This window comes from Geodermatophilus sp. URMC 61, from assembly GCF_052931555.1.
The window spans coordinates 4147617-4168252 of the sequence record NZ_JBRFHZ010000002.1 but is presented as its reverse complement, the minus strand read 5'-3'; the positions used below and the strand labels follow the sequence as shown (position 1 = coordinate 4168252).

Genomic DNA, 20636 nt, shown 5'->3' with positions numbered 1-20636 from the left:
GGCAGGAGGGTCCTTCACCAGTCCGGTGGTTCGGCCGGGTGCAGCGCGGGGTCGTCGGCGGCCAGCGTGCGCACCGGCCCGGGCGGGGTCCGCGGCCCCTCGAAGCGCACGGTGACCCGGCCGAGGCCCCGGCCCCACACCCAGCCGGGGCCGTACTCGTCGTGCCGCACGTCCTGACCGGGCCACCAGCGCGCCTCCGCGGTGAGCGGCTCGGACGCCTCCTCGACCTCGGCGCCGGGCGCCTCCACGGCGTCGTCCACCGGCTCGTCATCGGGGGCGAACAGGTCGCCCTGCACGTAGAGCGACAGCCCGGAGACGCCGACCCCGAGCAGCCGCAGGCCGCCCTGGGTGCCGGCCTCGGCCAGCAGCCGCGCGGCGATCGAGGCGATCACCCGCGGGTCGTCGGTCGGGTGGGGCAGCGTCTGCGAGCGGGTGAGCGTGGTGAAGTCGTAGCGGCGCAGCTTGAGCGTGACCGTCCGGCCCGAGTACGCGGACGCGCGCAACCGGCTGCCGACCCGCGCGGCCATGCTGTCGACGTACCGGCCGAGCACCCGCAGGTCGGTGAGGTCGCGGGCGAAGGTCTCCTCCTGCGAGATCGACTTGGCCTCCCGCTCGGCGACCACCGGCCGGTCGTCCTCGGCACGGGCCAGCGCGTACAGCCCCGTGCCGTGCGCCCGGCCGGCCAGCGCGACGAGGTCGGGCAGCGACTTGGCGGCCAGGTCGCCGACGGTCTTCACGCCCACCTGGTGCAGCCGCTCGGCGGTCGCCGGCCCCACGCCACCGAGCCGCGTCACCGGCAGCGGGTGCAGCACCTCGAGCTCGCGCCCCGGCGGGACGACCACCAACCCGTCGGGCTTGTCGAGGTCCGAGGCGATCTTGGCCATCAGCTTGGAGCTGCCGATGCCGACCGACCCGGTCACCCCGCCGGTGGCCGCGGCGATCCGCTCCTTGAGGCCACGGGCCAGCTCGGTCACGCCGTCCGCCGACAGGTCGAGGCCGTCGCCTGGGTGGGCGGGTGAGCCGGCAGCGAGGTCGACGTAGGCCTCGTCGATCGAGACCGGCTCGACCAGCGGGGAGAGCTCGCGCAGCAGCGCCATCACGACGTCGGAAGTGCGGCGGTAGGCGGCGAAGCGGCCGCCGAGGAACGCCGTCCCGGGCGGGCAGCGACGGCGCGCCTCGGCGGTGGACATCGCCGAGCGGGCGCCGTAGGCCCGGGCCTCGTAGGACGCCGTCGCCACGACCCCGCGCCCGCCCACGCCGCCGACCACCACCGGCCGGCCCCGCAGCGAGGGCTTGTCGCGCTGCTCGACCGCGGCGAAGAAGGCGTCGAGGTCCAGGTGCAGGATGCTCGCCTGCCCCCGCACGCCCCACCTCCCCACCCTCGGCCCGGACTCCCCGTCGATGATCCGCGACCGGTCGCCGCGGCGACGCCCGGACGCACCGGACACCACCTGCGGGACGACGCGCCGGGACGGCGGCCGGCCGGGGCGGACTCGGTTGACGCCGCCCCGACGGGCTCCGGACCATCGTCGGCCCTGCTCCCGCGGCTCAGGAGAAAGACCATGTCCGACACCGTTCTCGTCGCCGGGGCCAGCGGTCTGGTCGGCACCGCGTGCGTCGACCGCTTCCTCGACGACGGCTGGGACGTCGTCGCCGTGTCCCGGCGCCGACCCGAGGTGTTCAGCAGCAGTCCGTTCCGGCACCTGACGGTCGATCTCCGGGACGAGGCGTCGACCCGGACGGCGGTCGCGGGGCTGACCGGCACCACGCACCTGGTCTACGCGGCCGTCTTCGAGAAGCCCGGGCTGATCGCGGGCTGGACCGAGCAGGACCAGATGGACACCAACCTGGCCATGCTCCGCAACCTCGTCCGGCCGCTGGTCGAGGCCGGCTCCCTCCGCCACGTGACCCTGCTGCAGGGGACCAAGGCCTACGGCATCCACCTGCACCCCATGCGCGTGCCGGCGCGCGAGCGCCATCCGCGTGACCGGCACGCCAACTTCTACTGGCTGCAGGAGGACTACCTGACCGCCGAGGCGGCGACCGCGGGCTTCACCTGGACGATCATGCGACCGCAGCTGATCGTGGGACCGAACACCGGCGTCGTGATGAACCTGCCGCCGGTGATCGGGGCGTACGCCGCCATCTGCAAGGCCGAGGGTCGACCCTTCGGCTTCCCCGGCGGGGTGCCCTACGTGTGGGAGGCCGTCGACACCCGGCTGGTCGCGAACGCCATCCGGTGGGCCGCGGAGGCGCCGGCGGCCGCCGGCCAGCACTTCAACCTGACCAACGGCGAGGTCTTCGAGTGGCGGGACCTGTGGCCGGCCCTCGCCGACGCGCTGGGCGTGCCGGCCGGACCGGACCAGCCGCTGTCGCTGGCCGAGTACCTCCCGGCGAAGGCCGACACGTGGGAGAAGGTCGTGGCCGAGCACGGGCTGCGACCGATCACCATGACCGACCTGCTCGGGGAGTCGCACCACTACGCGGACTTCTGCTTCGCCCACGGGGCGACCCAGCCTCCGCCGCCCGCCTTCGTGAGCACGGTCAAGATCAAGCAGGCCGGCTTCACCGAGGTGTGGGACACCGAGGAGAGCTTCGTGCACTGGATCCGGGTGCTGCAGGACCGCCGCGTGCTGCCGCCCGCCGGCTGACCGCGGCGCCCGCAGTCGCCATCGAGCCGCTGCCCCGTCCCCATCACGACGGTCGACGGCGAGGAACCGGCTCGGCGGAGCCGGACCGGGCGTGAGGGGCCGGAGGCCTCCCCGAGGAGCGACGGGTGGGGCTCAGCTCAGGGAGGGGACGGCACGTGGCAGCGGTGTCGTCCGGTGGGACGACGGTGTCACCGCTCCCAGATGCCGGCGAAGTGGTGCACCGGGCCGTGGCCGGAGCCGACGCCCAGGCTCTCCCCGGCCTCCAGCGCCCGGTGCAGGTAGTCCCGGGCGGGGTCGACCAGCCGGGACCAGTCATCGGTGCGGCCCCGCGCGGCCAGCGCGGCGAGCGCCGACGACAGCGTGCAGCCGGTGCCGTGCGTCGAGGTGGAGTCGACCCGCGGCCGCCGGGTGACGGTGACGCCGTCCGCGGTGGCCAGGACGTCGACGCTCTCGTCCCCACCCAGGTGGCCGCCCTTGAGCAGCACCGCGCGGGGGCCGAGCGCGAGCAGCGCCGTGGCCTGGCCGGGTAGCTGGTCGACGTCGGTGGCCGGGGGCGCGTCGAGCAGGACGGCGGCCTCCGGCACGTTCGGCGTGGCGAGGTCGGCCAGGGGCAGCAGGTCGCTGCGGACGGCGTCGATGGCGGCGTCGTCGATGAGCCGGTCGCCGCTGGTCGCGACCATGACCGGGTCGCACACGACCGGGCCGCCCGGGTGGTCGGCCAGCGCGGCGGCGACGGCGCGCACCACGTCGGCGGTGCCGAGCATGCCCAGCTTGGTGGCGTGCACCTCGACGTCGGCGAAGAGGGTCGCCAGCTGCTCGGCCACGAACTCCGGGGGGACGCCGTGCACGCCGGTGACGCCGCGGGTGTTCTGGGCGGTGAGTGCGGTGAGCACCGCCGTGCCGTAGACGCCGAGCGCGCTGAAGGTCTTCAGGTCGGCCTGGATGCCGGCGCCGCCGCTGGGGTCGCTGCCCGCGACGGTCAGCGCGACCGACACCGGGCTCGGACGTCCGGGTTCGCTCCCGCGGGCCGCTCCGCTCCTCGCTCGTTCCTCGCTGCGATGCCCACGCCCCTGTCCGCTCACCGGACCACCTGCGCGAGCCGGCCCCGGTCGATGGCCGAGCGGAGCGCGCGGGCGGCGTCGGCGGGGTCGGGTGCGGCGCACACCGCCGAGACGACGCACACGCCGTCCACCCCGGTCGCGGCCACCTCGGCGGCCCGGTCGGCGTCGATGCCGCCGATCGCGACGGTGGTGAACCCGGCGGCGCGGGCCGCCTCGGCCAGCCCGCGGACGCCGTCCGGGCCCAGGGCGCTGCCGGCGTCGGGCTTGGTCGGCGTCGTCCACACCGGGCCGATGCCGACCAGGTCGACGGTCCCCGCCGGCAGCGCGCGGGCCACGTCCAGCTCGGCGACGGAGGAGACGCTGAACCCGAGCAGCCGGTCCGGCCCGAGCAGGGCGCGCACCTCGGCCGGGGGCAGGTCGTCCTGGCCGAGGTGCACGCCGTCCACGCCGGCGAGCAGCGCGACGTCGACGGCGTCGTTGACCCAGAGCGCGACGTCCGGCCGGTCGGCCAGCGCCGCCTGCACCGCGCGGGTGAGCTCGAGCAGCTCCCGACGGGAGGCGGTCTTGTCCCGGACCTGGACGGCGGTGACGCCGCCGGCGACCGCCGCGCGGACGACGTCGGTCACCGGCCGCGGGGCGGACAGCGCGGTGTCGGTGACCAGGTAGAGGGTCGGGTCGAACGAGCGCCTCATCGGACGTCCGCCGCGGCCAGGGCCTCGCCGTCGACGGCGTCCAGCGCGTCGAGCCAGGCGGGCGCGAAGGTGCCCGGGCCGTGCGCGACCTGCGCGGCCCGCTCGGCGGCGACGGCGACGTGCGCGTGCGCGGCCACGGTCCCGGTCAGCGCGTCGCCGGTGGCCGCGACGTAGGCGGCGACGAGGGCACCCAGCGCACAGCCGGCGCCGGTGGTGCGGGTCAGCAGCGCCGATCCCCCGCCGACGCGGACGGTCCGCCGTCCGTCGGTGACCAGGTCGACCTCGCCGCTGACCGCGACGACCCCACCGGTGCGCGCCGCGAGCTCGGCAGCGGCCTTGGCGGCGTCGTCGGTGCTGTCGGTGCTGTCCACGCCGCGACCGCCGGTGCCCGCGCCGGCCAGCGCCATGACCTCCGAGGCGTTGCCGCGGACGACGGTGGGCCGCAGTCCGACCAGTTCGGTGGCCAGCTCGGTGCGGTAGACCAGGCCGCCGACGGCGACGGGGTCCAGGACCCACGGCGTCCCGGCGGCGCCGGCCGATCGGGCGGCCAGCCGCATGGCCTCGGCGGTGCGGGCGTGCACGGTGCCCACGTTGACCAGCACCGCGGAGGCGACGGCGGCGAAGTCGCCGGCCTCCTCCGGGGCGTCGACCATCGCCGGGGCGGCGCCTGCGGCCAGCAGCGCGTTGGCGGTGATCGTCTGGACGACGGTATTGGTCAGGCAGTGCACCAGAGGGGTGCGTGCGCGCACCGCCGCGTGGGCGGCGCGCAGGTCGACGGCCGGCATGCCGGTGACATCCCTTCGCCAGTACGAACTGGAGCAGGTTCGACGGGTGTGCTCTCAGTCCCCGGTCGGGGACACCCCGTGCCACGTGCGCCTCCGAACGTAACACCGGTGCGCCGGAGTGCTCCCGGCGCGGCGCCGCGACGTCCGGGCTGCCGCCGTCCGGGGTGGGCCGGGGCGTGCGACAGGATGGCCGGCGTGCTGCTCGCGTACCTGGCCGTCCTGGCGGGCGCGACCGTGCAGGCCGCCGCCGGGTTCGGTATGGCGCTCATCGCCGGACCCGCTCTGGTGGCCGTGCTCGCTCCCGTCGAGGCGGTGACCACGATGCTGGTGCTCGCCACGACGACGACCCTGCTCCTGCTGCTGGTGCGCCCCGGATCACGGCCGGCCGTCCGGTGGGCCGACGTCCGCGTGGTGGTCCCGGCCGCCGTCCCCGGGGTCCTGGCCGGCGTGCTGGTGCTCGCCGTGGTCAGCAAGGCGGCGCTGCAGCTCGCCGTGGGGGTGGGCGTGCTCGTCGCCGTGGCGATCCAGGTGCTGCGGCGCCCGGTCCCCGGCCGGGCGAGGCCGTCCCGGTGGGCCACGCTCGGCGTGGGCCTCCTCGCCGGCGTGCTCACCACCACGACGAACACCAACGGGCCGCCGCTGGTGCTCTGGCTCGAGCGGCGGCGGGTGCCCCCGGCGGAGATGCGCGACACCCTCGCGGCGATGTTCCTCGCCCTCAACCTGCTCGGCGCCGCGGTGCTCATCGCCTCGGGGCGGGCCGCACAGGCCCTCCGGCCGGAGGTGGTGCTGGTGTTGCTGGCCGCGGCGGTCGTCGGCCACGTGGCGGGCCGCCGGCTGTTCCACCTGCTCGACGTCCGCCGGTTCCGGGTGGCCGGGCTGACGCTGTCGGCGCTGGCCGGGGTGTCCAGCATCGTCGCGGGGCTGGGTTGAGGTTCCTCCGGACGCCTCCCGGAGCGATCGCCCCTGGAGTCGATCACGGGGTTGCTGCAGGCGGACGCGCGGTCGACGGCGCACCTTCGAGCACCAACCCATGATCGACTGGAGGGGGAAGGGCAGCGACGCGTGGCGCGGGGAGCGGCTCACTCGGTGAGCGCGACCGGCGGCAGCCAGTCCGCGTCGAGCAGCTCGGCGATCTCCTGCAGCGCGGAGGTGTCGGCTCCGGCGGTGGAGCCGCTGACCGCCAGCCGCTCGACCATCACCCGGGCCACCTGCTCCTCGACCGTGTCCTCGGCGAAGGCCACCCGCCACGGGGAGACCTGGCCGTCGCGGTGCGTGCGGCCGGTGACCTGGCGGGCCTGGATGCCGGAGAAGCGCGGCTGGTGGAACAGCCCGACCCGCGGCGTGGGAGAGGCGGTGGCGCCGCCGGGCAGCAGCTCGCCGGCGTGCAGGCTGATCGAGGCGGTCACGGTGAACACGCACACCGGCGCCGCACCGGTCTGGAAGCGCAGCCGCTCGGCCTCGACGTCGAACCGGTCACGACCGTAGATCGCGGCCACGCCGATCCCCGAGTCCAGCAGCGCCTCGCGGATCGGGTCGGCCGCCGTCTCGACGAACTCCACCGACACCGCGACCTGCCGCTCGGCCTCCACCTGTGCCCGCACCCAGTCCACGGTGGCCTGGGCGCGGATCAGCCCGGCCTTCTGCCGGAAGCGCAGCAGCGCGGCCCGTCCGCGTGCGGTCTGGCGGGCCTTGCGGGCCAGCCGCATCTCGGCGCGGAACTCCTGCCACTCGGACTCGTACGCGTCCTGTTCGGCCGGCGTGAGGGCGACCGGCGTCCCGGTGACCGACACCGGGCCCCAGGGGGCCGGCCGGTGCAGCGTCGCCGGCGGCTCACCGTCGGCCAGCCAGCCCTGCAGCCGGGCGAGGTCGGCGCGGCGGGCGTCGGCGTCCTCGGTCCACGCCCACCCGTAGCGCCCACGTTCCACGTGGAACCCGTGCTCGGCGAGCTTGGCCGGCAGGTCGGCCCAGGCGCGCAGCGGCTCCCCGTGGCACTGGGCGAACTGCGGGGCCAGGTAGGGCAGCTCCAGCGGCGTGTGCGCCGGGGTGGCGGTGGCGGCGATGACGAACGGCACGTCCCTCGCGCGTCCGGCGCCGGAGACGGCCTTCCAGTGCCTCCACCGCTGGGTCGTCGTGTGCCGGACCATGTGCGCCTCGTCGGCGATGACGACGTCGAACCGCAGCTTCGACACCTTCGCCAGCCGGTCCCAGGTCATGACGCACCAGCGCAGCCCGCCGTCGCCGAAGCCGGCGATCGAGCGGGTCCAGTGCGGGATGGTGATGGCCGCCGGGCGGTCGGCCACGACGAGCACGCGGTCCCCGCCGCGCAGCTCGCAGACCTCCCGGGCGGCCAGGACGGCGGTCCCGGTCTTGCCCACACCCGGGTCGTCGCCGAGCAGGAAGACCCGGTGCCCGGCCGCCGCGGAGGCGACGACGGCCTCCGCGCCGGTGGCCTGCTCCTCGCGCGGGACCAGCGGGCGGCCCGGCGGCACCGGCCGCGGGCTGTCGTTGAGCTCGTCCTCGAGGAAGCGCTCGAAGGTGTACGGGGGCGGGTCGTAGGCGGCCAGCTCCGGCGGCAGCTCCCGGCCGACCCACACGTGTGCCTGCAGGTCCGGCCGCCACAGCGCGCCCGGCGCCGGCGCGCGGAACGGGACGGCGAGCACCCACACCCGCTCCCCCGGCCCGGCGACCGGCCGTTCGGCGGGGGGCTTCGGGGAGCGGCGGGTCGGTGCCTTCCGGCGCGTGGTCGTCGTGGTGCGGGTGGTGCTGGTCGAGCGGCTCTGGCTCGTCGACCGGGCTGTCCGGCGGCGCCGTCCGGGCACGGGTGTCCTCCTCTGGGTCGGCGGACGACGGTAGGGCGGCGGGACGGCGGGATCTGGTGGAATCGCCGGGTGACGACGAATCCCGAGGAGCGGCTGCACGCCCGCACGCTGGGCTCCGCCGGACCGCGGGTGGTGTTCGTGCACGGCCTCTTCGGGCAGGGCAAGAACTGGACGACGATCGCCAAGGGCCTCGCCGCGGACCACCGGGTCACCCTGCTGGACCTGCCCAACCACGGGCACTCGCCGTGGACCGACCGGGTCGACTACGTCGACATGGCCGAGCTGGTCGCCGCGGAGCTGCGCTCGTTCGGCGAGCCGGTCACGCTGGTCGGTCACTCGATGGGCGGCAAGGTGTCGATGCAGCTGGCGCTGCGGCACCCGGAGCTGCTGCGCGCGCTGGTCGCCGTCGACATCGCCCCGGTCGAGTACCCGGTCTCCGGCGGTCGCACCGACGACCCCGACGAGGAGGCCTCGCCGTTCGCCGACTACATCGCGGCGATGCGCGCGCTCGACCTCGACGCCCTGAAGACCCGGCAGGACGCCGACGCCGCCCTGCGATCCGCCGTCCCGAGCAGGATGGTGCGCTCGTTCCTGCTGCAGAGCCTGGTCCGCGAGGGTGTGGGGGCCGACGGCGGATGGCGCTGGCGGCTCAACCTCGACCTGCTCGGTCGCGACCTGAGCGAGCTGCGCGGCTTCCCCGAGCCACCGCCGGGCGCCCGCTACGACGGCCCGGTGCTGTGGATCGCGGGTGCCAACAGCCACTACGTGCTGCCCGAGGACCGAGCCCGCATGGAGGCGCTGTTCCCCAACACCCGGTTGGTGCGGGTGAAGAACGCCGGCCACTGGGTGCACTCCGAGCAGCCGGAGGTCTTCCTCGAGACGGTCCGGCTCTTCCTCGACGCCGTCGAGTGACGGCACGGCCTCGAGCGCGGGGAGCGTTGACGGCGGAGACCCCGGTCGCACTGGACGGTGTGACGGCAGGTCGGACGCCGCGCCGTGCCCAGTCGCACCGCGAGCCCCGGACGCACCCCGACCGTTGCCAGCCTGCCGCGTCTCCGCCGACTCCCGGGGTCCCCATGCGCCTGCGCCGCTCGCTGCCCGCCGTCCTCGCCGCAGCCACCGCATCGCTGACCGTCGCCGTCGTCGGCGCCTCGCCGGCCGCCGGCATCGCGCAGGGCGTCGCGGCGGAGGAGGGCCAGTTCCCGTTCGCCGTGCAGCTGGGGTTCGAGGACATCACCCGGTCCGACGGCACGGTCTACGACAGCGCGTGCTCCGGGGCCCTCATCTCGCCGACCTGGGTCATGACCGCCGGGCACTGTCTCCACGACGGTGACGGCAACCGCATCAGCGGAGCTCCGGCCTACACCGCCGTCGCCCGCCTCGGGACGGCGAGCACGTCGGATCCGACTGCCGGCGTGACCCGCTCGGTGGTGTGGGTGGAGCAGTCCGGCAGCAACGACATCGCCGTTGCCCGCCTCGATGCGCCGGTCGACGGGCTCCCCCCGCTGCCGCTCGGCACCGAGGAGCCCGCCGAGGGGCAGCTGCTGTCCTTCGCCGGCTGGGGTGCCACCACGAGCAACGGCCCCTGGAGCGACCAGTTGTACTGGGGCCAGGTGGAGGTCAGCACGGTGCGGTCGACGACCGTGCTGGTGGAGGGCCACTGGCCCGCTCCGGACACCAGCGCGTGCGCGTACGACTCGGGGGCGCCGTACACCACCGGCGGGGAGAGCCCGGTGCTCGTCGCCGTGGAGAGCGAAGGGCCGACGTGCCCGCACCGGTCGCAGGAGACCACCGCCCGCGTCGACGTCGTCGCCGGCTGGGTCGACGGCGTCGTCGACGACCTGCCTTGAGCAAGCTGGGCCGGGAGCCGCTGCTCGACCTGCGGATGCGCGCCGGTGAGGGCGTCGACGCCGCTCTGGCCAGTAGCCCGTTGCTCGCCGGGCTGGCGCTGCGCCGGGAGACCGCACGCGTCGACCACTGACCGGCCGCAGATCCCGATCGACCTGAGCGCGGTGGCGTTCCTGCGGACACCGGGATCTCGAGGAGATCGCCGCGCAGCAGACCCTGACCTACATGAGCCCGTGGGGGGACCGGCTTCCAGAGGCCGGATGAAGGTCAACGGCGGCACGCCGCCGGTGCGTCAGGGGCCGGCCCTGCTGAGGACCTCGGTGCCATCCGGGCGGTACGTGCGCCAGCGGCTGGTGCCGGGACCCCGGCTGACGGCGAAACCACCCTCGTGGCAGGCGGTGTGGTGTCGCTCGCAGAGCAAGGCGCCGTTGTCGCAGGACGTCGGTCCGCCGAAGGCCCAGTGCACGACGTGGTGGACGTCGCACCACTCCGGGAGGGCGTCGCAGCCCGCGAAGACGCAGTGCTTGTCGCGGACCTCCACGGCCCGGCGGATCGCCGCGGTGACTGTGCGCTGGGCGCGGCCGACGTCCAGCGGCAGCCCGTCCGGCCCGGTGATCACGCGGACGACGGCGGCGTCGCAGGCCAGGCGCCGCACCGTCTCCGGGGTGATGGGGCCGGCCCAGCCCAGCTCGCCGCCGGCCACACTGGGGGCGCCGCGCTCGGCGCAGAGGGCCTGCCAGTCGATCGTGACCCGCACGTGCGGGCGCTCCCCGCGGACGTCGGGCAGGGACGCGCCGTCCAAGGCTCCGCGGGCGAGGGCGACCAGCGCGTCGGCCTGCCGCTCGGCGTGGCCGCGGGGATCACCCGCCGGGCGGTCGCCGTTCATCACCGCGGTCAGCGCCGCGTGCAGGTATTCGCCGCCGACGGCGTCCAAGTCACCGCGCAGGTGCACCCGGCCGTCGAGGCCGGCGGCCATGGTGAACCGGCGGCGGACGTCGGCCGCGTCGTCCAGCGCCCCGTCGGGATCGACCCCGGCCACCCAGGGGGCTACACCCCGGGCCGTCTCGTCGGGCGCCGTCTGCCGGGCCGGATCGGCCAGGATGCGGTCGGTCTCCGCCAGCTCGATCCCCGCATCCGCGGCCTTCGCGACCCGCCCAGGGGTCATGGCCGGGTGATCACCCGCGCGTGCGTGGCGGTGATGTCACCGCTGGTGAAGGCGGCGGCGGTGGCCGGCAGTCGCTCCAGCCGGCGCCCGGTCGAGACGATCGCCGTCGCCTCCGCCGGTGCCAGCCGGCAGCTGCCGTGCAGCCAGCCCTTCATCGACACCGCGCTGTCGCGCCGGTAGGCCTCCCGGTGGTCGGCGGCCCGTACCGCGGACGTCAGCGTGGCGGCCACCCGGTTCGCGGCCGTGGACAGCTCGGCCACCAGGTCGAGCAGCGCGTCGTCGGAGAGCGCGGCGAGGTCGATCTCGGCCAGCCCGTCGAGGGCGGAGCGCAGTTCGGACACCTCGCCCTCCTCCCACGGCAGCGCCGACCGACAGGTCGAGCGTAGGCCAGGCGTGCGACAGAATTCGCAGGTCATCGCCGGTCTACCCGGTCAGCGGACCTCGTGGGACGCGGTACCGAACGGCTACGGCACGTCGAGGCCGGACCTCACCTGCCGCGGGCGGACAGCAGCCGGGACCACTCCTCGGGCCGCGCCCGGTGGTGTTGCCGATGGGGTCCGAGGACGCCTGGCTCAAGGACGTCGACGACCTCCGCGCGCCCGACCTCCTCCGCGCAAGGTCTCCCTCGTCGGGGTGGCCGGGCCGCGCGCCGGACCCCGGTACAGGTCGACGACCGGCACCATGTGCCGGACGCCGGACGATCGACGTCCTCGGCGGGCACGCCGTTCCCAGGAGCCAGCAGATGACACACCCCGGTCCGTACCAGCCCGGTGCCGGCGACCCGTACGGCACGCCGGGTCCGGCTGCCTGGGGTCAGCAGGTGCCGTACGGCGGCCACCCGTCGGCCGGCGGCTACCAGGGGCCGCCGCCTCCGCCCGGGATCGGGCCCGGCCCGTACGGCCGGCCCCACGGGGGCTACCCGTACGCGCCGCTGCGGACCACCAACGGGTTCGCCATCGCCTCGATGGTGCTGGGCATCCTCTGGCTGTACTGGTTCGGCAGCATCCTGGCTCTGGTCTTCGGCTACGTGGCGCAGAGCCAGATCCGTGAGCGAGGTGAGGCCGGCGGCGGCATGGCGACCGCCGGCATCGTGCTCGGCTGGATCGGGGTGGGGTTCCTCGCTCTGATCACCGCATTCGGTCTCGCCGCCTCCGTCTGACCGCTGACCGCTCGACCGGATCACGCCGGCCGGGGTCGCGGGCGCGGCGGGTGCAGGGCCAGGATCGGCGCATGACCGAGCCCCGTGCCGGACAGCCGGCTGCCCCCAGCGACCTGATCGACGTCGCCTCGCTGGTCACCGCGTACTACACACTCGAGCCGGACCCGGCCGATCCGGGCCAGCAGGTCGCGTTCGGCACCTCCGGGCACCGCGGGTCGGCGTTCGACCGGGCGTTCAACGAGGCCCACATCGTCGCCACCACCCAGGCGATCTGCGAGTACCGCGCGGCGCAGGGCTACGACGGGCCGCTGTTCGTCGGCCGCGACACCCACGCGCTCTCCGAGCCGGCCTGGGCCTCGGCGCTGGAGGTGCTGGTCGCCAACGACGTGACCGTGCTGGTCGACGCCGCGGATCGGTACACGCCCACCCCGGCGGTCAGCCACGCCATCCTGCGGGCCAACCGCGACCGGACCTCCGGCCTCGCCGACGGCATCGTCGTCACCCCGTCGCACAACCCGCCTCGCGACGGCGGCTTCAAGTACAACCCGCCCTCCGGCGGCCCGGCCGACACCGACGCCACCAAGGCGATCGCCGACCGCGCCAACGAACTGCTCCGCGACGGGCTCAAGGGGGTGCAGCGCGTCCCCTTCGCCCGCGCCCGGGCGGCGGCGCAGGCACACGACTTCCTCGGCGACTACGTCGACGACCTGCCCTCGGTGCTCGATCTCGACGCGGTCCGGGACGCCGGCGTGCGCATCGGCGCGGACCCGCTCGGCGGCGCCAGCGTCGACTACTGGGCGGCGATCGCCGAGCGGCACCGCCTCGACCTCACCGTCGTCAACCCGCTGGTCGACCCGACCTGGCGGTTCATGACGCTCGACTGGGACGGCAAGATCCGCATGGACTGCTCCTCCCCGTCGGCCATGGCCTCGCTCATCGGGAAGCGCGAGCAGTTCCAGATCGCCACCGGCAACGACGCCGACGCCGACCGGCACGGCATCGTGACCCCCGACGGCGGGCTGATGAACCCCAACCACTTCCTCGCCGTCGCGATCTCCTACCTGTTCGCGCACCGGCCGCAGTGGGGCGCCGAGGTCGCCGTCGGCAAGACGCTGGTGTCGTCGTCCCTCATCGACCGGGTCGTCGACGGCCTCGGCCGGCGGCTGGTGGAGGTTCCCGTCGGGTTCAAGTGGTTCGTCCCCGGCCTGCTCGACGGGTCGATCGGCTTCGGCGGCGAGGAGTCCGCCGGCGCCTCGTTCCTGCGGCGGGACGGCAGCGTGTGGACGACGGACAAGGACGGCATCCTGCTGGCGCTGCTGGCCAGTGAGATCCAGGCGGTGACCGGCAGCTCGCCGTCCCAGTTGCACGCCGAGCTGACCGCCCGGTACGGGGAGTCGGCCTACGCCCGCGTGGACGCACCGGCCACCCGCGAGCAGAAGGCGGCGCTCGGGAAGCTCTCCCCGGAGGACGTGACGGCGACCGAGCTGGCCGGCGAGCCGATCACCGCCAAGCTGACCCGCGCGCCGGGCAACGACGCGGCGATCGGCGGGCTCAAGGTGACCACGGAGAACGCCTGGTTCGCCGCCCGCCCGTCGGGCACCGAGGACGTCTACAAGGTCTACGCGGAGTCGTTCAAGGGCCCCGGCCACCTGGCGCAGGTCCAGGAGGAGGCCAAGGTCGTCGTCACCGCCGCGCTGGGGGGTTGACCGCGGGCCCCGGCGCGAGGGTGGTCCTCACGCCGGGGCCCGAACGGTCCGACCGCGACACGGACAGCGACTCGGCTCAGGTCGGGGCCGGCACCTGGCCGCGGTGCCGTCCGGAGGACGGCAGTCTCATCGCGTCACCGCACGTCCTCGTCGACCCAGTCGAGGCTCTTGGTGACCGCCTTCTGCCAGTTGCGGTAGTTGCGCTCCCGCTCCTCGGCCGGCATCTGCGGCTCCCAGCGCTTGTCCTCGGCCCACTTGGCGGTCAGCTCGTCGAGGTCGGACCAGAAGCCGACCGCCAACCCGGCGGCGTAGGCCGCGCCCAGCGCCGTGGTCTCGGCGATCTTCGGCCGGATCACCGGGACGTCGAGCAGGTCGGCCTGGAACTGCATGAGCAGCTCGTTGCCGACCATGCCGCCGTCCACCCGCAGCTCGGTGAGGTCGACCCCGGAGTCGGCGTTCATCGCGTCGAGCACCTCGCGGGTCTGGTACGCCGTCGCCTCGAGCACGGCACGGGCCAGGTGTCCCTTGTTGACGTACCGGGTGAGCCCGACGATGGCGCCGCGGGCGTCGGAGCGCCAGTGCGGCGCGAACAGCCCGGAGAAGGCGGGAACGAAGTACGCGCCGCCGTTGTCCTCGACCGTCCGGGCGACGTCCTCGATCTCCGGGGCGCTCGCGATCATCCCGAGGTTGTCCCGGACCCACTGCACCAGCGACCCGGTGACCGCGATCGAGCCCTCCAGGGCGTACACCGGCTTGCCGTCGCCGAGCTGGTAGCACAGCGTCGTGAGCAGGCCGTTCTGCGACGGCACGGCCTCCTCGCCGGTGTTGAGCAGCATGAAGTTGCCGGTGCCGTAGGTGTTCTTGGCCATGCCCTTGGTGAAGCAGACCTGGCCGAAGGTCGCCGCCTGCTGGTCGCCGAGCGAGCCGGCGATCGGCACCCCGGCGAGGAAACCGGCCTTGCGGCCCCGGCCGTACTCCTCGGAGTTGGACCGGATCTCCGGGAGCATGGACGTCGGGACGCCCATCTCCTCGGCGATGTCGGCGTCCCAGGACAGCGTCCGGTAGTCCATGAGCATCGTGCGGGAGGCGTTGGAGACGTCGGTGAGGTGCAGGCCGCCGTCGGCCCCGCCGGTCATGTTCCAGATCAGCCAGGAGTCGATGGTGCCCATGAGCAGGTCACCGCGCTCGGCCCGCTCGCGGGCGCCGTCGACGTTGTCGAGGATCCAGCGCACCTTGGGCCCGGAGAAGTAGGTGGCCAGCGGCAGGCCGACCTTGTCCTTGTACCGGTCGGCGCCGCCGCCGAGGGCACCGAGCTGCTCGACGATCCCGGTGGTGCGGGTGTCCTGCCAGACGATCGCGTTGTAGACCGGCTGGCCGGTGTTCCGGTCCCAGACGACGGCGGTCTCGCGCTGGTTGGTGATGCCGACGGCGACCACGTCCGAGTGCCCGACGTTGCCCCGGGCGAGCGCCTGGCCCACCACCTCGCGGGTGTTGGTCCAGATCTCGTTCGCGTCGTGCTCGACCCACCCGGCGCGCGGGAAGATCTGCTGGTGCTCCTTCTGCCCGACCGAGACCACGGCGCCGTCGTGGTCGAAGATCATGCAGCGGGTGCTCGTGGTCCCCTGGTCGATGGCTGCCACGTACTGGCTCACGGGTGGTTCCTCTCGCGTCGTTGCGGTGGGGTTTGGGGGAGCTGCGGTCAGATGGGGACGCGGGACAGCAGGCCGCCCAGGACGGCCCCGATGAGCGGGCCGACGACCGGCACCCAGGCGTAGCCCCAGTTGCTGTCCCCCTTGCTGCGGATCGGCAGCACGGCGTGGGCGATGCGCGGGCTCAGGTCGCGGGCGGGGTTGATGGCGTAGCCGGTCGGCCCGCCGAGGGAGGCGCCGATGCCGACGACGAGCAGCGCCACCGCCAGCGGGCCGAGCTCGCTGGGCGTGTCGCCGAAGCGCAGGATGAGGTAGACGAGGACGAACGTGCCGACGGCCTCGGTGACCACGTTCCACGCGGGGCTGGCGATCGTCGGGCCCGTGGAGAAGGTGCCGAGCACCGGCTCGGTGGCAGCGTCGTACTGCTTGCGGTAGGCCAGCCAGGCGACGACGGCGCCGAGGAAGGCGCCGACGAACTCACCGAGGAGGTAGACCAGCGTCGACGCCAGGGTGATCGGCACGCCGGGCGCGTACTCGTTCGCGCCGCTCACCGCCAGGCCGACGGTGACCGCCGGGTTGAGGTGCGCTCCGGAGCTGGCGCCGGCGTAGACGCCGGCGAAGACGCCGATGCCCCAGCCGAAGTTGATGAGCAGCCAGCCTCCCCCGTTGCCCAGGGTCTGGGGCAGGACGACGTTGGCCACGACGCCGACGCCCAGGAGTATGAGGACGCCGGTCCCGACGACCTCGCTGCCGAACACGGTCCACAGGCTCATGCGCTGCTCCTCATCGCCGGTGATGCGGGGGTGCCACGGGCTCGGCGCCGGACCGTGTACGGCCGGTCGACGAGTGGCCCGGTGACGCTATTCACACAGGTCGAGGGCGGACAACGGGTGCTGTACGACCATGTCGGACAGCGCGACCCGGCGTCAGGGGCGTTCGCCCCAGGCGATGCTCAGCCGCACCGCGTGCTCCCACTCCGGGTAGGCGGCGTCGAGCGCGGCCACCCGCCCGGGGTCGGGCACCCACTGCGCCGAGCGGTGCCAGTTGCGCCGCAGCGCCTCCGTGTCCGACCAGACCCCGACGGCGAGCCCGGCGGCGTAGGCCGCGCCGAGGGACACCGTCTCCCCCACCATCGGGCGCACCACCGGGCTGTCGAGCACGTCGGCCAGGAACTGCATGAGCAGGTTGTTGGTGGTCATCCCGCCGTCCACCCGCAGCGCGGTGAGCGGCAGGCCCGAGTCGGCGTCCATGGCCCGGACGACGTCGCGCGTCTGCCAGCCGGTCGCCTCCAGCACCGCCCGGGCCAGGTGCCCCTTGGTGACGTAGGAGGTCAGGCCGGCGACCAGCCCGCGCGCCCGGCCCTCCCAGTGCGGGGCGAGCAGCCCGGAGAACGCCGGCACGACGTAGCACCCGCCGTTGTCCGAGACGCTGCGGGCCAGGGTCTCCACCTCGGCCGCCGAGCCGATCAGCCCGAGGCTGTCCCGCAGCCACTGCACCAGGGCGCCGGTGACCGCGATGGAGCCCTCCAGCGCGTAGTGCACCGGCTCCCCGGCCAGCTGGTAGGCCACCGTGCTGATCAGTCCGTGCGTGGAGCGGACCAGTTCGGTGCCGGTGTTCTGCAGCAGGAAGCTGCCGGTGCCGTAGGTGCACTTGGCCTCGCCGGGGGCGAAGCAGGTCTGCCCGAACAGCGCCGCCTGCTGGTCGCCGAGCGTGCCACCGATGGGCAGCGGCACCGGCAGGGCGGTCGCGGTGCCCAGCACGCCGACCGACGGGCGGATCTCCGGGAGCATCGCCGCGGGGACGCCGAAGAAGTCGAGCAGGTCGGGGTCCCAGCGGCAGCGGCGCACGTCCATGAGCAGGGTCCGGCTGGCGTTGGTCACGTCGGTGACGTGCACCCCGCCGTCCGGCCCCCCGGTGAGGTTCCAGACCAGCCAGCTCTCCATCGTGCCGAACAGCAGCTCGCCCCGTTCGGCGCGGGCCCGCGCGCCCCGGACGTTGTCGAGCACCCAGCGCAGCCGCGGCCCGGCGAAGTAGCCGGCCAGCTCCAGCCCGGTGCGCTCGCGCACCAGCGCGGCCTCGGGCCGGGCGGCCAGCTGCTCCACCAGCGGTCCGGTGCGGGTGTCCTGCCAGACCAGCGCGCGCACCAGCGTCCGGCCGGTGGCGCGCTCCCAGACCACCGTCGTCTCGCGCTGGTTGGCGATGCCGAGCGCCACCACCTGCCCGGGTGAGCCGGCGACGTCGCGCAGTGCCTGCGCGGCCGTGAGCTGGGTGTTGGCCCAGATCTCCTCGGGGTCGTGCTCCACCCACCCCGGGCGGGGGAAGTGCTGTCGGTGCTCCCGCTGCCGGACGGCGACCAGCCGGCCGGCGCGGTCGAACACGATGGACCGGGTCGAGGTGGTGCCCTGGTCCACCGCGAGCACGTACCGCTCCGTCACCGACCCTCCTCGCTGGCGCTCGTCGGGTCCGTGCCGGGCCGTGCTGTGTACCTGCGTGACCTCGCGAGCTCGGTCACGTGGCCAGCTCCCGGGACACCGCGGCCGCGGCCTCGACCACCATGGCGCGCAGCGCCGGCCGCGCGGCGTCGGCGAAGAGCTCGTCGACCGGGCCGCTGACGCCCAGCGCGCCGACGACCAGCCCACCCGGCCCGTGCACCGGCGCGGCGATCCCGCCCACGCCCAGCCGGTACTCCCCCTGCTGCTCGGCCCAGCCGCGCGCGCGGACGGTCGGCAGCTCGGCCAGCAGCGCCGCCGGGTCGACGAGGGTCCGCGGGGTCAGCGCCTCCAGCGGGGTGTCGGCCAGCGCCCGGGCCATCGCCGGGCGGGACGCCAGCAGGACCTTCCCCACCGCGGTGGCGTGCGCCGGCAGCACGGACCCGACCTCCAGCTCCTGCGGCGAGTCGTCGGGCCGGAACACGTGGTGGACGACGACGACCTGCAGTCCCGCCGGCGTCCCGAGCCGGACGGCGAACCCGCTCCGCGCGGCCAGCGAGTCGGCCCAGTTCGACGCCCGGGACCGCAGCTCGTTGGCGTCCAGGTAGTGCGAGCCCAGCCCCAGCAGGCCGGCGCCGAGGGTGTAGCGGCCGGTGCGCTGGTCCTGCTCGACGAACCCGACCGCCAGCAGCGTGCGCAGCAGCCCGTGGGTCGTCGTCTTCGGCAACCCGACCGCGGCCGCCAGCTCGGTCACGCCCATCTGACCGCCCGACTCGACGATCGCGTGCAGCAGCGTGGCGGCACGCTCGATGGACTGCACGGTGCCGGGCACGGCCGGTCACCCTAGGCCCTCCGCGTACGACCATGTCGAACAGCGAGCGTCGACTGGCCCTGAGCACCGTCCTACCGTTGACGGTGAGCAGTCACCGCCTGAGGAGTTGGCATGCCCGTAGTCCCCGCTCTCGGCCCCGAGCAGCGCGCCCGAGCCTGGGCCGAGTTGGCCGAGCAGCCCTTCGAGGTCCTCGTCGTCGGAGGGGGGGTGACCGGTGCCGGTGTCGCGCTCGACGCGGCGACCCGCGGCCTGCGGACGGCGCTGGTCGAGGCCCGCGACTTCGCCAGCGGGACGTCCTCGCGCTCGTCCAAGCTGTTCCACGGCGGCCTGCGCTACCTGGAGTCCTTCGACTTCGGCCTGGTCCGCGAGGCCCTCCACGAGCGCGACCTGAGCGTCACCCGGCTCGCCCCCCACCTGGTCAAGCCGGTGCCCTTCCTCTACCCGCTCACCCGCCACTGGGAGCGGCCGTACGTGACCGCGGGGCTCACCCTCTACGACGGGCTGGCCCGTGTCGGCGCGCTGTCGACGCCGCTGCCCCCGCACAAGCAGCTCACCCGCACCGGCGCCCGCAAGCTGTTCCCCGCGCTCAAGCCGGACGCGCTGGTCGGGGCCATCCGCTACTACGACGCACAGGCGGACGACGCCCGGCACACCCTGACCATCGCCCGCACCGCCGCCGCGTACGGGGCCACCGTGCTCAACTCGGCCGAGGTCGTCGCCTTCCACCACGCCGGCGGCCGGGTCACCGGGGTCCGGGTGCGCGACGTGGAGACCGGGGCCGAGGTCGACGTGAAGGCCGAGGTGGTCGTCAACGCCACCGGGGTGTGGACCGACGACATCCAGACCCTGGTCGGCGGGCGCGGCCGGTTCCACGTGCGGGCCAGCAAAGGGGTGCACATCGTCGTCCCGCGCGACCGGATCAACGGCGAGAGCGGGCTGATCCTGCGCACCGAGAAGTCGGTGCTGTTCGTCATCCCCTGGGGCAGCCACTGGATCGTCGGGACGACGGACACCGACTGGACGCTGGACAAGGCCCACCCGGCGGCCTCGCGGGCCGACATCGACTACATCCTCGAGCACGTCAACAAGGTGCTCACCGTGGAGCTCACCCACGACGACATCACCGGGGTCTACGCGGGACTCCGCCCGCTGCTGGCCGGGGAGTCGGAGCTGACCAGCCAGCTCTCCCGCGAGCACGCGGTGGCCCGGCCGATGCCCGGCGTCATCGCGGTGGCCGGCGGCAAGTACACGACCTACCGACCCATGGCCGCCGACGCGGTGGACGCCGTCGCCGTCGACGTCACCCGGCCGGTGCCGCCCAGCGTCACCGACAACATCCCGCTGGTCGGCGCCGAGGGCTACGCGGCGATGCGCAACTCCCTCGACGGACTCGCCCACCGGTGGGGCATCCCGCACTTCCGCGCCGAGCACCTGCTCAACCGGTACGGGTCGCTCACGCCGGAGGTCCTCTCGCTCGCCGCCGACGACCCGGCGCTGCTGCAGCCGGTCCCCGGCGCCGAGGAGTACCTCATGGTCGAGCTGGTCTACGGTGCGGCCCACGAGGGCGCCCAGCACCTCGACGACCTGCTCGCCCGCCGCACCCGGATCTCCATCGAGACGTCGCACCGAGGGGTGGAGTCGGCCGAGCCGGTGGCCCGCGCGGTGGCCCGCGTCCTCGGCTGGGACGAGGCGCGGATCGCCAACGAGGTGGAGAGCTACCGCGCCCGGGTCGACGCCGAGCGTCGCTCCCAGGAGGCGGCTGACGACCAGGCCGCCGACGCCGTGCGCGTGGCCGCGCCGGACACCCGCGCCGTCGCGGTGGGCCGCGCGCTCGTCTGAA

Annotated in this window: 19 protein-coding genes and 1 riboswitch; of the genes, 8 read left to right on the top strand and 11 right to left on the bottom strand. The window is 74.7% G+C overall.

Annotated features, from left to right (window positions below; translation table 11 throughout):
* Nucleotides 1-14: 14 nt before the first annotated feature.
* A complete protein-coding gene (locus ACU610_RS19485; RefSeq protein ID WP_446769348.1) occupies nt 15-1364 on the bottom strand; it encodes a DNA polymerase IV in 1350 nt (449 codons plus the stop codon).
* Nucleotides 1365-1562: 198 nt separating this feature from the next.
* Here ACU610_RS19485 and ACU610_RS19480 point away from each other — a divergent pair, with 198 nt between their 5' ends.
* Complete coding sequence (locus ACU610_RS19480) at nt 1563-2651, top strand: SDR family oxidoreductase (protein ID WP_446769347.1); 1089 nt, start codon at nt 1563-1565, stop codon at nt 2649-2651.
* 188 nt (nt 2652-2839) lie between these two features.
* Here the strand turns inward: ACU610_RS19480 and thiD are convergent, their stop codons facing one another.
* From thiD to thiM, 3 genes are all read right to left on the bottom strand, one after another.
* On the bottom strand, nt 2840-3646 hold the full coding sequence (gene thiD, locus ACU610_RS19475) for a bifunctional hydroxymethylpyrimidine kinase/phosphomethylpyrimidine kinase (protein WP_446769346.1): 807 nt from the start codon (nt 3644-3646) through the stop codon (nt 2840-2842).
* 83 nt (nt 3647-3729) lie between these two features.
* The gene (thiE, locus tag ACU610_RS19470) at nt 3730-4404 is read right to left on the bottom strand and encodes a thiamine phosphate synthase (protein WP_446769345.1); all 675 of its coding nucleotides are present in this window, start codon (nt 4402-4404) and stop codon (nt 3730-3732) included.
* On the bottom strand, nt 4401-5189 hold the full coding sequence (gene thiM, locus ACU610_RS19465; protein WP_446769344.1) for a hydroxyethylthiazole kinase: 789 nt from the start codon (nt 5187-5189) through the stop codon (nt 4401-4403). Before thiM ends, thiE begins: the two co-directional genes overlap by 4 nt.
* Nucleotides 5183-5278: riboswitch (TPP riboswitch) on the bottom strand. It overlaps the preceding gene by 7 nt.
* Before the next feature lie 106 nt (nt 5279-5384).
* Between thiM and ACU610_RS19460 the strand changes: the two genes are divergently transcribed.
* A complete protein-coding gene (locus ACU610_RS19460; RefSeq protein WP_446769343.1) occupies nt 5385-6119 on the top strand; it encodes a TSUP family transporter in 735 nt (244 codons plus the stop codon).
* Between the two features lie 149 nt (nt 6120-6268).
* On the opposite strand, the gene ACU610_RS19455 is transcribed toward ACU610_RS19460, so the two are convergent.
* Complete coding sequence (locus ACU610_RS19455) at nt 6269-8008, bottom strand: helicase (RefSeq protein ID WP_446769342.1); 1740 nt, start codon at nt 8006-8008, stop codon at nt 6269-6271.
* Between the two features lie 69 nt (nt 8009-8077).
* On the opposite strand from ACU610_RS19455, the gene ACU610_RS19450 reads away from it, so the two are divergent.
* The 3 genes from ACU610_RS19450 (at nt 8078) to ACU610_RS19440 (ending at nt 9989) form a co-directional block, all read left to right on the top strand.
* Nucleotides 8078-8920: an alpha/beta fold hydrolase gene (locus ACU610_RS19450; protein WP_446769341.1), complete on the top strand. Its 843-nt coding sequence runs from the start codon at nt 8078-8080 to the stop codon at nt 8918-8920.
* Nucleotides 8921-9084: 164 nt separating this feature from the next.
* Nucleotides 9085-9858 (top strand): S1 family peptidase, encoded by a 774-nt coding sequence (locus ACU610_RS19445; protein WP_446769340.1) that lies wholly within the window; start codon nt 9085-9087, stop codon nt 9856-9858.
* The gene (locus ACU610_RS19440; protein WP_446769339.1) at nt 9855-9989 is read left to right on the top strand and encodes a nicotinate-nucleotide--dimethylbenzimidazole phosphoribosyltransferase; all 135 of its coding nucleotides are present in this window, start codon (nt 9855-9857) and stop codon (nt 9987-9989) included. Before ACU610_RS19445 ends, ACU610_RS19440 begins: the two co-directional genes overlap by 4 nt.
* Before the next feature lie 159 nt (nt 9990-10148).
* On the opposite strand, the gene ACU610_RS19435 is transcribed toward ACU610_RS19440, so the two are convergent.
* Nucleotides 10149-11021 carry a DUF222 domain-containing protein gene (locus ACU610_RS19435; protein WP_446769338.1) on the bottom strand — a complete coding sequence of 291 codons (873 nt, stop codon included), beginning with the start codon at nt 11019-11021 and terminating at the stop codon, nt 10149-10151.
* Nucleotides 11018-11362, bottom strand: coding sequence for a DUF222 domain-containing protein (locus ACU610_RS19430; RefSeq protein ID WP_446769337.1), 345 nt, complete (start codon nt 11360-11362; stop codon nt 11018-11020). The genes ACU610_RS19435 and ACU610_RS19430 overlap by 4 nt, the downstream gene beginning before the upstream one ends.
* A gap of 401 nt (nt 11363-11763) precedes the next feature.
* Here ACU610_RS19430 and ACU610_RS19425 point away from each other — a divergent pair, with 401 nt between their 5' ends.
* Together ACU610_RS19425 and pgm are read left to right on the top strand one after the other, a co-directional pair.
* Nucleotides 11764-12180, top strand: a complete 417-nt coding sequence (locus ACU610_RS19425; protein WP_446769336.1) for a DUF4190 domain-containing protein — start codon at nt 11764-11766, stop codon at nt 12178-12180.
* A 71-nt stretch (nt 12181-12251) separates the two neighbouring features.
* A complete protein-coding gene (gene pgm, locus ACU610_RS19420) occupies nt 12252-13886 on the top strand; it encodes a phosphoglucomutase (alpha-D-glucose-1,6-bisphosphate-dependent) (RefSeq protein ID WP_446769335.1) in 1635 nt (544 codons plus the stop codon).
* Between the two features lie 134 nt (nt 13887-14020).
* On the opposite strand, the gene glpK (ACU610_RS19415) is transcribed toward pgm, so the two are convergent.
* The 4 genes from glpK (ACU610_RS19415) to ACU610_RS19400 all read right to left on the bottom strand — a co-directional run bounded on the left by glpK (ACU610_RS19415) (nt 14021) and on the right by ACU610_RS19400 (nt 18796).
* Nucleotides 14021-15538 (bottom strand): glycerol kinase GlpK, encoded by a 1518-nt coding sequence (glpK, locus tag ACU610_RS19415; protein WP_446769334.1) that lies wholly within the window; start codon nt 15536-15538, stop codon nt 14021-14023.
* 47 nt (nt 15539-15585) lie between these two features.
* Nucleotides 15586-16308 carry an MIP/aquaporin family protein gene (locus ACU610_RS19410; protein WP_446769333.1) on the bottom strand — a complete coding sequence of 241 codons (723 nt, stop codon included), beginning with the start codon at nt 16306-16308 and terminating at the stop codon, nt 15586-15588.
* Between the two features lie 153 nt (nt 16309-16461).
* Nucleotides 16462-17970: a glycerol kinase GlpK gene (gene glpK, locus ACU610_RS19405; protein WP_446769332.1), complete on the bottom strand. Its 1509-nt coding sequence runs from the start codon at nt 17968-17970 to the stop codon at nt 16462-16464.
* Nucleotides 17971-18043: 73 nt separating this feature from the next.
* The gene (locus ACU610_RS19400; protein WP_446769331.1) at nt 18044-18796 is read right to left on the bottom strand and encodes an IclR family transcriptional regulator; all 753 of its coding nucleotides are present in this window, start codon (nt 18794-18796) and stop codon (nt 18044-18046) included.
* A 111-nt stretch (nt 18797-18907) separates the two neighbouring features.
* On the opposite strand from ACU610_RS19400, the gene ACU610_RS19395 reads away from it, so the two are divergent.
* Nucleotides 18908-20635 carry a glycerol-3-phosphate dehydrogenase/oxidase gene (locus ACU610_RS19395; RefSeq protein ID WP_446769330.1) on the top strand — a complete coding sequence of 576 codons (1728 nt, stop codon included), beginning with the start codon at nt 18908-18910 and terminating at the stop codon, nt 20633-20635.
* The last annotated feature ends 1 nt before the right edge of the window (nt 20636 follow it).